The organism is Streptomyces sp. NPDC050548, from assembly GCF_044457385.1.
Lineage (GTDB): Bacteria > Actinomycetota > Actinomycetes > Streptomycetales > Streptomycetaceae > Streptomyces.
In genome coordinates this window covers 12,466-24,298 of sequence record NZ_JBITGV010000017.1, presented here as the reverse complement: position 1 = coordinate 24,298, position 11,833 = coordinate 12,466, and the positions used below count along the sequence as shown (strand labels likewise).

8 protein-coding genes are annotated in these 11,833 nt (G+C 68.8%); 7 read left to right on the top strand and 1 reads right to left on the bottom strand.

The genetic code is table 11. From position 1 onward, the window contains the following. The first annotated feature begins 54 nt into the window (after positions 1-54). Entirely contained in the window at positions 55-597 is a 543-nt protein-coding gene (locus ACIBJH_RS36520; protein ID WP_399121252.1) for a hypothetical protein, read from the top strand. 103 nt (positions 598-700) lie between these two features. Here ACIBJH_RS36520 and ACIBJH_RS36515 read toward each other — a convergent pair whose 3' ends face one another. Next, positions 701-2,167 (bottom strand): CCA tRNA nucleotidyltransferase, encoded by a 1,467-nt coding sequence (locus tag ACIBJH_RS36515; RefSeq protein ID WP_399121251.1) that lies wholly within the window; start codon positions 2,165-2,167, stop codon positions 701-703. 258 nt (positions 2,168-2,425) lie between these two features. On the opposite strand from ACIBJH_RS36515, the gene ACIBJH_RS36510 reads away from it, so the two are divergent. The 6 genes from ACIBJH_RS36510 to trxB all read left to right on the top strand — a co-directional run bounded on the left by ACIBJH_RS36510 (position 2,426) and on the right by trxB (position 11,797). After that, complete coding sequence (locus tag ACIBJH_RS36510; protein ID WP_399121250.1) at positions 2,426-4,828, top strand: DUF6049 family protein; 2,403 nt, start codon at positions 2,426-2,428, stop codon at positions 4,826-4,828. A gap of 46 nt (positions 4,829-4,874) precedes the next feature. After that, a complete protein-coding gene (gene murJ / locus ACIBJH_RS36505) occupies positions 4,875-7,127 on the top strand; it encodes a murein biosynthesis integral membrane protein MurJ (protein ID WP_399121249.1) in 2,253 nt (750 codons plus the stop codon). 117 nt (positions 7,128-7,244) lie between these two features. Next, positions 7,245-8,963: a serine/threonine protein kinase gene (locus ACIBJH_RS36500; RefSeq protein ID WP_399121248.1), complete on the top strand. Its 1,719-nt coding sequence runs from the start codon at positions 7,245-7,247 to the stop codon at positions 8,961-8,963. 27 nt (positions 8,964-8,990) lie between these two features. Next, on the top strand, positions 8,991-9,716 hold the full coding sequence (gene sigM, locus ACIBJH_RS36495; protein WP_399121247.1) for an RNA polymerase sigma factor SigM: 726 nt from the start codon (positions 8,991-8,993) through the stop codon (positions 9,714-9,716). Beyond that, positions 9,713-10,657: an anti-sigma factor family protein gene (locus ACIBJH_RS36490; RefSeq protein WP_399121246.1), complete on the top strand. Its 945-nt coding sequence runs from the start codon at positions 9,713-9,715 to the stop codon at positions 10,655-10,657. Before sigM ends, ACIBJH_RS36490 begins: the two co-directional genes overlap by 4 nt. A gap of 171 nt (positions 10,658-10,828) precedes the next feature. After that, positions 10,829-11,797: a thioredoxin-disulfide reductase gene (gene trxB, locus ACIBJH_RS36485; RefSeq protein WP_399121245.1), complete on the top strand. Its 969-nt coding sequence runs from the start codon at positions 10,829-10,831 to the stop codon at positions 11,795-11,797. The last annotated feature ends 36 nt before the right edge of the window (positions 11,798-11,833 follow it).

The following is an 11,833-nucleotide window of genomic DNA, read 5'->3' as shown; positions in this document are numbered from 1 at the left end:
CCATGCCGCGTGCCAATGCCGCGCCATGCGCCCATGTTCCAGGGGGGACCTCGAATGACAACTCCGCCGCCTCAGGGCCCGAACCCATACGCCCAGGGTCAGCAGCCCTACGGCCAGCCTCAGCAGCAGGCTCCGTACCCGCCGCAGGGCCAGGCCCCGTATCCGCCCCAGGGCGACTACCCGCAGCAGCCCGGCCAGCCCGGATTCCCGCCCCAGGGTGCGGCTCCGTTCGCTCCTGTTCCGCCGCAGCCGAGGCGCCGGTTCAGCCCCAAGCTGATCCGGCTCGCCATCATCATCGTGATAGGTATCGGCGCCGCCATCTACGGCGCCATATCGAGTCAGAACGACCCCGACACAGCCAAGGTCGGTGACTGCATGCACCGGGGCAGCACCAGCGACACCAAACCGGACCTTGAGGTCGTGAAGTGCAGCGACGCGAAGGCCCAGTACACGGTGCTGGCCAAGATCAGCGGCAATTACTCTGCGAGCGAGGCCGACGCGAAGTGCTCGGCAGCCGCGAAGGACTTCCAGTACTCGTACACCCAGAGCGGTGACGGCAGCGACTTCCTGCTCTGCCTGAAGGACTACAAGAAGTAAGGCAGTTGCACAGCGCGGGGCGGTGTCTCATGTTTCACGTGAAACACCGCCCCGATGCTGTCCGGGGGCATGTTTCACGTGAAACATGCCCCGTTCCATGGCCTCAGCTCTCCGAGGCCCACCACTCCTTGAGCGCGGCCACCGCCGCCTCATGCTCCATCGGCCCGTTCTCCAGCCGCAGTTCCAGCAGGAACTTGTAGGCGCGGCCGATGACCGGCCCCGGCGTGACGCCAAGGATCTCCATGATCTGGTTGCCATCGAGGTCAGGACGGATCGAGTCCAGCTCCTCCTGCTCCTGAAGCTGCGCGATGCGTTCTTCCAGCCCGTCATACGCACGGGACAGTGCGGCGGCCCTGCGCTTGTTCCGCGTGGTGCAGTCCGAGCGGGTCAGCTTGTGGAGTCGGCCGAGAAGCGGGCCGGCGTCACGGACGTAGCGCCGGACGGCCGAGTCGGTCCACTCGCCGGTGCCGTAGCCGTGGAAACGCAGGTGGAGTTCGACGAGACGTGAGACGTCCTTCACCAGCTCGTTGGAGTACTTGAGCGCCAGCATGCGCTTCTTGGTCATCTTCGCGCCGACCACCTCGTGGTGGTGGAACGAGACCCTGCCGTCGTTCTCGAAGCGCCGCGTGCGCGGCTTGCCGATGTCATGCAGCAGCGCGGCCAGCCGGAGGGTCAGGTCGGGGCCGCTCTCCTCCAGTTCGATCGCCTGCTCCAGCACGATCAGCGTGTGTTCGTAGACGTCCTTGTGCCGGTGGTGCTCGTCGCTCTCCAGGCGCAGGGCGGGCAGCTCGGGCAGGACGTGGTCGGCGAGACCGGTGTCGACGAGCAGGGTCAGGCCCTTGCGGGGGTACGCGGAGAGGACCAGCTTGTTCAGTTCGTCGCGCACCCGCTCGGCCGAGACGATCTCGATCCGCCCGGACATCTCCTTCATCGCCGTGACGACCTCGGGGGCGACCTCGAAGTCGAGCTGCGCGGCGAAGCGGGCCGCTCGCATCATCCGCAGGGGATCGTCCGAGAAGGACGCCTCGGGAGTACCCGGGGTACGCAGCACCCGGGCCGCGAGGTCGCCGAGACCGCCGTGCGGGTCGATGAACTCCTTCTCCGGGAGTGCGACGGCCATCGCGTTCACCGTGAAGTCGCGCCGGACGAGGTCCTCCTCGATGGAGTCGCCGTACGACACCTCGGGCTTGCGCGAAGTCCGGTCGTACGCTTCCGACCGATAGGTGGTCACCTCGATCTGGAACCGCCTGTCGACGTCTCCGACGCGGGCGTCCTTCTGCACCCCCACCGTGCCGAAGGCGATCCCGACCTCCCACACGGCGTCCGCCCATGGACGGACGATCTTCAGTACGTCCTCGGGCCGCGCGTCCGTCGTGAAGTCCAGGTCATTGCCGAGCCGGCCTAGCAGCGCGTCGCGGACCGAGCCGCCGACCAGGGCGAGGGAGAACCCGGCCTCCTGGAAACGGCGGGCGAGGTCGTCGGCGACGGGAGCCACCCGCAGCAGTTCGCGCACCGCGCGCTGCTGCACCTGGCTCAGGGCACTGGGGTTGTCTTCGTTGGCGTTCGGCACAACAGAAAAGGGTACGTGGCCCGGGCGACCATGGGCGCCTCCATTAAACGTCCACGAATACATCAACGGATACCTGCACAAGCACAGCCCTTGCGATGTATCTGAGTGTTCCCCTTTATACGCCCACATATAGGACTCACCGATATCGATCTGCGATCTTGTGGAGCAGTCCGCGGCACTTCCCCTCAGCGCGCATCGTTACCATGCGTGGACGCACATTGCGACGACCACTGACGATGACGAGGGACGGGCGAGCGCGTGGCCGAGGCGGCAGACTTCCAGGGGACGTGTCCCTCACCTGCCCGCCGGTGGCTGCGGCGCACCGGCGCACTGCTCGCTGGGGCGCCTCTGCTGGCCGGCCTCCTCCAGATGTCCGTCGCCGCGCCCGCCGGTGCGACCGAGCAGTCCTCCGCGCGGGCCGCCTCCGGCTCGCAGACCGTGTCCGTCTCCGTGGACACACTGACCCCCAGTGTCCCCACGGACGGGGACACGCTGACCGTCTCCGGAACGGTGACGAACAACGGCAAGCAGGCGGTCACCGACGCCCACGTGGGCCTGCGCCTGGGACAGGCACTGACCACCCGCTCGGCGATCGACAGCGCCGCCCAGCGCACCGACTTCGTCCAGGGTGTCGACGGCTCGGAGATCGACGACAAGTACACACAGAAGTTCTCCAAGCTCACTCCGGGCGTCGCCGAACCCTTCACCCTCTCCGTGCCGGTCGACAAGCTGGGCCTCGGCGACGACGGCGTCTACCCGCTCGGTGTCTCGCTCTCCGGCCAGACCTCCGCCCAGCAGTGGGACCAGGTGCTGGGCATTCAGCGGACGTTCCTGCCGTGGCAGCCCGACGACGCGGACACGAAGACGAAGACGACGTATCTGTGGCCGCTCGTCTCCACCGTCCACATGACGGCACAGACGGGTTCCAACGAACAGCAGACGCCGGTCTTCCTCAACGACGACCTCGCCAAGGAGATCGCCCCGGGCGGACGGCTCGACCAGATGCTCTCCCTGGGCAAGGACCTCGACGTCACCTGGGTGATCGACCCGGACCTGCTGGCCTCCGTCGACGCGATGACCCGCAGCTACAAGATCCAGGGCGCCGGCGACACCACCACGACCGGCACCCACCAGGCGGTCGCCAAGGCATGGCTGGCCGCGCTGCAGTCCGCGGTGGCCGGCAAGGAGGTCGTAGCCCTCCCCTTCGCCGATCCTGACCTGGCGTCCCTTGCCCACAACGGCACCAGCGTCACCGGCTCGCTGAGCCACCTCAAGGACGCTACGGACGTCGCCGCGACCACCGTGGAAACGGTGCTCCACGTGACACCGACCACCGACTTCGCGTGGCCGGTGAGCGGCGCCGTGGACCCGTCGATCATCAAGGTCGCCACCTCGGCCGGCGCCGACAAGGTCATCGCCCGCAGCGACAGCCTCCAGGAGACCGGCGGCCTGCCGTACACGCCCTCCGCGGCCCGGCCCATCGGTGGCGGAACGACGGCGGTGGTCGCCGACGCGCGCCTCTCGACGGCGTTCGAGGGCGATCTCACGAAGGCCGGGGCGGCCACGCTCGCCGAGCAGCAGTTCCTGGCCCAGAGCCTGGCGCTCGACCTGCAGACGGACAAGCAGCGCAGCATCGTCGTCGCCCCGCAGCGCATGCCGACCGCCAGCCAGGCCCAGGCGATGGCCGAGGCACTGACGGCGCTTCAGGGCAGCACCTGGACCGAGTCGCAGGATCTCGCCGCGGCGGCCAAGGCCAAGCCGGACCCGGGTGCCACCACGAAGATCCCGTCGTCCTCCAGGTACCCCTCCTCGCTGCGCAAGCAGGAACTGCCGAGGTCGGCCTTCGAGGAGATCGCGACCACGCAGGACAAGCTGGACAACTTCCAGGTGATCCTCAGCAACGAGTCCCGCGTGGTTACCCCCTTCGGGCGGGCCATGAACCGCGAGATGTCCACGTCGTGGCGCGAAGGGGCCGGTGAGGCGGAGAACTTCCGCCAGAGCGTGCTGGGCTATCTCGACGATCTCACCGATCAGGTCAAACTGATCGACAAGTCCGAGACCAAGCTCTCGGGCCGCAGCGCCACGATCCCCGTGACCGTGCAGAACAACCTCGTGCAGGGCGTCGACCACCTCATCCTCCGCCTCACCTCGACGAACCCCACGCGCCTCAAGATCGGTGGCGAGGCCTACACGGAGCAGAAGGTCACGGTCAACGGCGGGCACAGCCAGTCCGTGAAGTTCACCACGACGGCCAACGCCAACGGCAAGGTGGGCGTGGTCGCCCAGCTGTACACGGAGGACGGCCAGCAGTACGGGCAGTCCGTCCGGTTCGACGTGAAGGTCACCGAGGTCACAGCCACCGTCATGCTGGTCATCGGCGGCGGTGTCCTGCTGCTCGTCCTGGCCGGCTTCCGGATGTACACCCACCGCAAGCGCGCCGTCGCCCGCCAGGCCGAGGAGGAGGGCCCCGAGGGGCCCGACGACGGGGCGGCCGAGGATCCCGACGGGCCGGAGAGTCCCGAAGGCCCCCAGGACCGTCTCAAGGAGGAGTCCGGCACTCCGTCCCGGGCAGACGACCCGGAGCAGCCGAGTGACCCGACACCGGACACCGCACCGGAAAGCGCCGACCCGTCCGGCACGGGTGAGAGAGTGGACCGTTGAGCGATGTCGTGGCCGGTGGGCCCGGGGACGATGAGGTGGGGTAACCATGAACGCGCCGTACGACGGTGACCGCGGTCAGGGCGCGGGCGGCTCGGGCTACCCCGAGGGTCCGCCGCCCGAACACGGCCAGGTGCCGCCACAGCCCCCCGCGGACATGTACCTCCAGGACGCCTACGACCAGGACCCCTACCGGGCGCAGGACCTCTCCGCCCAGGACCCGGTCGCCGAGGCGCTCTACGACCGCGCCGCCCATCCCCCGCCGCCTCCGGGCACGTACCAGCCGCAGCCCCCGCTCTACGCCCAGCCGCCCCAGTCCCCGTACGCCCCCGACCCCCGTGTGTGGGCGCAGACCCCGGCGCCCGAGCCCGAGGGTCCTACCCAGTACCTGCCCTACGGCGACGACGCGCGCACGACCCGGTTCGTGGGCGTCGACGACCTCGTGACCGGGGCCGGCGAGGACCACCAGGAGCCGGACGCCTTCGCCCATCTCTTCCGGGACCAGGGCCAGGGCGGCGGACGCCCGTCGATGGACCCTCCCGGGGTCCCCGGCCCGTCCCCCGCACCGCCGTCGGGCCAGGCACCCCTCGCGCCGACCCCGGCCCCGATGTCCGACGCCACGATGCAGCTCACCCCGACGGCACCCGCGCCGTCGGCCGCTCCCAAGAAGGCCGGGAAGGCCGGCGGACTCCTGAAGTCGAGTGCCGTGATGGCGGCGGGCACGATGGTCTCCCGCCTGACCGGCTTCGTCCGCTCCGCGCTGATCGTCTCGGCCCTCGGTGTCGGCCTGCTCGGTGACACCTTCCAGGTCGCCTACCAGCTGCCGACGATGATCTACATCCTGACCGTCGGCGGCGGACTCAACTCCGTCTTCGTGCCGCAGCTCGTGCGCGCCATGAAGGAGGACGAGGACGGCGGCGAGGCCTTCGCCAACCGGCTGCTGACCCTGGTCATGGTGGCACTGGGCGCGCTGACCGCGCTCGCGGTCTTCGCGGCACCGCTCCTGATCCGCCTGCTGTCCGATCCGGTGGCCAGTGACCCGGCGGCCAACGAGGTAGGCGTCACCTTCGTCCGCTACTTCCTGCCCTCGATCTTCTTCATGGGCATCCACGTCGTGATGGGCCAGATCCTCAACGCGCGGGGCAAGTTCGGCGCGATGATGTGGACACCGGTCCTGAACAACATCGTCATCATCGTGACGCTCGGCATGTTCATCTGGGTGTACGGCACCTCCGCGAACTCCGGCATGAAAGTCACGAACATCCCGCCAGAGGCCCAGCGACTCCTCGGCGCCGGTGTGCTGCTCGGCCTCGTCGTCCAGGCGCTCGCGATGATCCCGTATCTGCGGGAGACCGGGTTCCGGATGCGGTTGCGGTTCGACTGGAAGGGCCATGGCCTCGGCAAGGCCGCGACGCTCGCCAAGTGGACCGTCCTCTTCGTCCTCGCCAACCAGGCCGGCGCGATCGTCGTCTCCCAGCTGTCCACCGCTGCGGGAAAGTCCTCGCCCGTCGATGGCACCGGCTTCGCCGCCTACGCCAACGCACAGCTCATCTGGGGCCTGCCACAGGCGATCATCACCGTTTCTCTGATGGCCGCGCTGCTGCCACGCATCTCGCGTTCGGCGGCGGAGGGCGACGGAGGTGCCGTCCGCGACGACATCTCCCAGGGGCTGCGCACGACCGCCGTGGCGATCGTGCCGATCGCCTTCGGCCTCCTCTCGCTCGGCATCCCGATGTGCACCCTGATCTTCGGCTCCTCGGGCACCAGGGAAGCCACGAACATGGGCTTCATGCTGATGGCCTTCGCCCTCGGCCTGATCCCGTACTCGGTGCAGTACGTCGTCCTGCGTGCCTTCTACGCCTACGAGGACACCCGGACGCCCTTCTACAACACCGTCATCGTCGCCGCGGTCAACGCAGGCGCCTCGGCGGTCTGTTACTTCGTGCTCCCGGCCCGCTGGGCCGTGGTCGGCATGTCGGCCTCGTACGGCCTCGCGTACGCGACCGGTGTCGGTGTCGCCTGGAACCGGCTGCGCAAGCGGCTCAACGGCGACCTGGACGGCGCTCGGGTGCTGCGGACGTACGCTCGGCTCTGCATCGCCTCGGTGCCGGCAGCACTGCTCAGTGGTGCGGCCTGCTACGGGATCGGACATACGCTCGGCCAGGGTGTCGTCGGCTCGTTCGCCGCGCTTCTGGTGGGCGGTGCCGTACTGCTCGGAGTCTTCTACGTCGCCGCACGTCGCATGCGTATCGAGGAGCTCAACTCCCTCGTCGGCATGGTGCGCGGGCGCTTGGGGCGCTGAGCGGGGGCACATGCACAACCATCGTCCGCCCCTGTGTGTCGTGCATAGCGGCAGACTGTGGGCACAATTGGTTTCGGCGTTGGACAGCGTGCAACGGATGGGGAGGCAGGAGCGGCGGTGGCGGAACGGAGCACGGCTGCCGTCGACGTGGCAGACAACAGCGGCGACGAGCCGCTGACCGCCAAGGCGGACCAGTCCACGGCCGACGGGGTGGCCCAGAACCCGGAGCGGGACACGGACAGCGACGAGGCACAGGGGAGTGGCGGGATCGAGGAAACCGAGAAGGCCTCACCTCCCGAACTGCACAGCGGGCACAAGCTCGCCAGACGCTATCGCCTCGAAGAGTGCGTCACCCGTCTGGACGGCTTCAGCAGTTGGCGCGCGGTGGACGAGAAGCTCCGCCGTGCCGTCGGTGTGCACATCCTGCCCGCGGACCATGCGCGGGCCCGCTCGGTGCTGGCCGCGGCCCGTTCCTCGGCGCTGCTGGGTGATCCCCGTTTCGTCCAGGTCCTGGACGCCGTGGAGGAGAACGACCTCGTCTACGTCGTGCACGAATGGCTGCCCGACGCCACGGAACTGACCGCGCTTCTGGCGCCCGCCCCACTGGAGGCGCACGACGCCTACCAGATGGTCAGCCAGATCGCCTCGGCCATGGCCGCCGCCCACCGCGAGGGCCTCGCCCATCTGCGCCTGAACCCGAACGCGGTGCTGCGCACCTCGTCCGGTCAGTGGCGCATCCGGGGCCTGGCCGTCAACGCCGCGCTGCGCGGCATCAGTTCGGACACCCCGCAGCGCACGGACACGGAGGCGATCGGCGCCCTGCTGTACGCGGCGCTCACCCAGCGCTGGCCGTACGAGAGCGACGCCTACGGCCTGTCCGGGCTGCCCAAGGGCGTCGGCCTCATCGCCCCCGACCAGGTGCGCGCGGGTGTCCACCGAGGTCTCTCGGAGCTCGCCATGCGCGCGCTCGCCAACGACGGCGCCACGGCCTCCCGGCACGAATCGGCGTGCACCACTCCGGAGGAGCTGGTGAAGGCGATCGGCGAGATGCCCCGCATCCGCCCGCCGGAGCCCGCGTTCACCGCGCCTCCCGAGTACCAGCGCACGACCTACCAACAGGGCACGTACGGCCGCCCCGCGCCGCATCCCGGTGCCACCCAGGCGGTGCCGACCCCGCCGCCCCCGCTGCAGAGCCGCACCGGTAAGGCACTCAAGTGGGCCGTGTCGGCGCTGCTGATCGCCGCGCTGGGCCTGGGCAGTTGGCAGCTCGCGGACGCTCTGATGGATCAGGGCAACAAGTCCGACGACACCAAGCAGACGCAGCCGACGGACGGGAACGACAAGAACGGCGGCAACACCAAGCCGGTCGCGGCCATAACGATCGAGGGCGCGAAGGAGTACGTCGCGAGCGGGGACGCCCAGGCACCGGGCGACGTCGCCAAGACGTACGACGGTGACAGCACCACCTACTGGCGGACCAAGCGCTACAACTCCGGCCCGAAACTGGCGCCGTACAAGCCCGGCGTGGGTATCGTCTACGACCTCGGTTCGGCCAAGAAGATCTCGGCCGCTTCGATAGGGCTCCGGTACACCGGCAACCACACGACGATCCATCTCTACGCCACCGACTCGCTGACACCCTCGACGGGAGTCGACGAGATGACCGAGATCGGAACCGCCACCACCAGTGGAACCTCTCTCACGGTGAAGGCGACGAAGTCGCTGAAGACGCAGTACGTACTGCTGTGGATCACCGATGTGCCGATGGCGCCCAGCGACGGCTACAGCGGTGCCGGCTACAAGCAGGCCATCACCGACGTGAAATTCACGGGCTGACGTCTCACCGGAGGGGGAGGGGGTCCGATGGCGGAAGGCGCCGGACACGACGGCATGAGCGATCAGGATCTGCTCGCCCGTCATGTCGAAGGCGACCCGGACGCCTTCGGTGAGCTCGTACGGCGTCACCGGGACCGTCTCTGGGCCGTGGCCCTGCGTACGCTGGGCGACCGCGAGGAGGCCGCGGACGCCGTCCAGGACGCCCTGGTCTCCGCCTACCGGGCCGCCCACACCTTCCGCGGCCAGTCGGCCGTCACGACCTGGCTGCACCGGATCACCGTGAACGCCTGCCTGGACCGTGCCCGCAAGGCCGCCTCCAGGAAGACGTCCCCGGTTGACGACACCGAGCGGCTCGAACAGCTCCTGGAGCCGCACGAGTCGGCCGCCGCTCCTGCGGAGCGCAACGACCTGCACCGCCAACTGCTGGAAGCCCTGGGCACCCTCCCACCCGACCAGCGCGCCGCCCTCGTCCTCGTGGACATGCAGGGCTACCCCGTCGCGGAGGCCGCCCGGATGCTCGATGTACCGACGGGCACGGTGAAGAGCCGCTGCGCCCGCGGTAGAGCCAGACTCCTTCCGCTCCTCACCCATCTGCGGCCGGAAAGAGCCGCTGACGACGAGGAACCGGGGGCACGACGGAACCGGGCGCAGGGGACATCCGTCCCACCGGCAGCGGGACCACGCGAATCGGGTCCCAGGGATACAGGGCCGAGCGATTCAGCTGCTGTGAAGGGCGGAGGTGGGCGAGCGTGACATCCACGACGGACACGGCCGGGCACCCGGACGTCGCGGAGATCTCCGACCTCACCGAGGGCCTCCTCCCGCCGTCCCGGACGACCGAGGTACGACAGCATCTGGACGAGTGCGAGCTCTGTGCGGATGTCCATGACTCCTTGGAGGAGATCCGGGGACTGCTGGGCACACTGCCCGGCCCACCGAGGATGCCCGCAGAGGTCGCGACCCGTATCGACGCGGCCCTCGCCGCGGAGGCCCTGCTTGGTGCCACCGCCCCCGAGACCCTGGACGCACCCACCTTGGTGAGCGCGTCCCGATCGGTGTCCGGCGAGGACACCGGGACGCATGTTTCACGTGAAACATCGCTTCCGGCGGACCGCCCGTCAGGACGTGCGCATGCGGCGACCGGACCCGGACGCAAGGACCGGAGTCGCGGCGGTCGCCGCGGGAGGATCGTCCTGGGAGCCGTGTTCACCGCGGCCGTTCTCGGAGCGGGTTCCCTCTTCCTCCAGTCGCTGGGCGACCACAAGACGTCCGACGCGGGTCATGGGAACCCGACCAGTGCCACGGACACGTTCTCGAAGGGGAAGTTGGAGAGCGAGGTCGCGGATCTTCTCTCCGTAAAGACCGCCACGAGTCGGAGCCCTGATACAGGGGACTCGTGGAACGCCGCAACTGTGCCGGACGGTCCGAAGTCCTCCGTCAAGACCCCTCAAACCCTGATCCAGCCCTCCGGCACCATCCCGAACTGCATCAGGCAGGGCATCAACCGCGGCAATGACGATGTCCTCGGTGCCAAGAAGGGCACCTACAACGGGAACGCCGCGTATCTCGTGGTACTGCCCGATGCCTCCGACAGCACCCGGGTCACGGCGTATGTCGTCGACGCGGCCTGCGTCAGTGGGCAGACATCCACCCCTGGCAAGGTTCTTCTGACGCGGTCGTACGCGCGTTCCTGACTTCGGACGTCTTACCGCCAACCGGTGTGGTACTTCCCTCCTGTGTGCCGTCTCCGTGTGCCCGGACACACCGGGAATGCGGGCCCCGTAGGATCCGTTGGGTGGGGTGGAGGCTCTGACAGGGGCTCCCACCGGTCGTACTGACGCAGTCCAGAGACGAGGAACCAAGCCGTGAGCGACGTCCGAAACGTGATCATCATCGGCTCCGGGCCCGCCGGCTACACGGCGGCGCTCTACACCGCGCGCGCGTCGCTGAAGCCGCTGGTGTTCGAGGGTGCCGTCACCGCCGGTGGCGCGCTGATGAACACCACCGAGGTCGAGAACTTCCCGGGCTTCCAGGACGGCATCATGGGCCCCGAGCTCATGGACAACATGCGTGCCCAGGCCGAGCGCTTCGGCGCCGAGCTGATCCCGGACGACGTGATCTCCGTCGACCTGACCGGTGAGATCAAGACCGTCACGGACACCTCGGGCACCGTGCACAAGGCGAAGGCCGTCATCGTCACCACCGGCTCCCAGCACCGCAAGCTGGGCCTGCCGAACGAGGACGCCCTCTCCGGCCGAGGTGTCTCCTGGTGTGCCACCTGTGACGGCTTCTTCTTCAAGGACCAGGACATCGCCGTCATCGGCGGCGGTGACACGGCGATGGAGGAAGCGACCTTCCTTTCCCGCTTCGCAAAGTCCGTGACGATCGTCCACCGCCGGGACAGCCTGCGTGCCTCCAAGGCGATGCAGGAGCGTGCCTTCGCCGACCCGAAGATCAAGTTCGTCTGGGACAGCGAGGTCGCCGAGATCGAGGGCGACCCGAAGCTGGCCGGCCTCAAGCTGCGCAACCTGAAGACCGGGGAACTCTCCGACCTCGCGGTGACGGGCCTGTTCATCGCGATCGGCCACGACCCCCGCACGGAACTCTTCAAGGGCCAGCTGGACCTGGACGGGGAGGGCTACCTGAAGGTCGAGGCGCCCTCGACCCGGACCAACCTGACCGGTGTCTTCGGCGCCGGTGACGTCGTCGACCACACCTACCGCCAGGCGATCACCGCCGCCGGCACCGGCTGCTCCGCGGCTCTCGACGCCGAGCGTTTCCTCTCCGCCCTCGCGGACGAGGAGAAGGCAGAGCCCGCGAAGACCACCGTCTGACCCCCATCCGCCCCACCGCACGATCAAGTTAAGGAG

Coding starts and splice junctions, on each gene's coding strand:
- ACIBJH_RS36520 (WP_399121252.1), top strand. CDS start 55: ATGACAACTCCGCCGCCTCAGGGCCCGAACCCATACGCCCAGGGTCAG.
- murJ (WP_399121249.1), top strand. CDS start 4,875: ATGAACGCGCCGTACGACGGTGACCGCGGTCAGGGCGCGGGCGGCTCG.
- sigM (WP_399121247.1), top strand. CDS start 8,991: ATGGCGGAAGGCGCCGGACACGACGGCATGAGCGATCAGGATCTGCTC.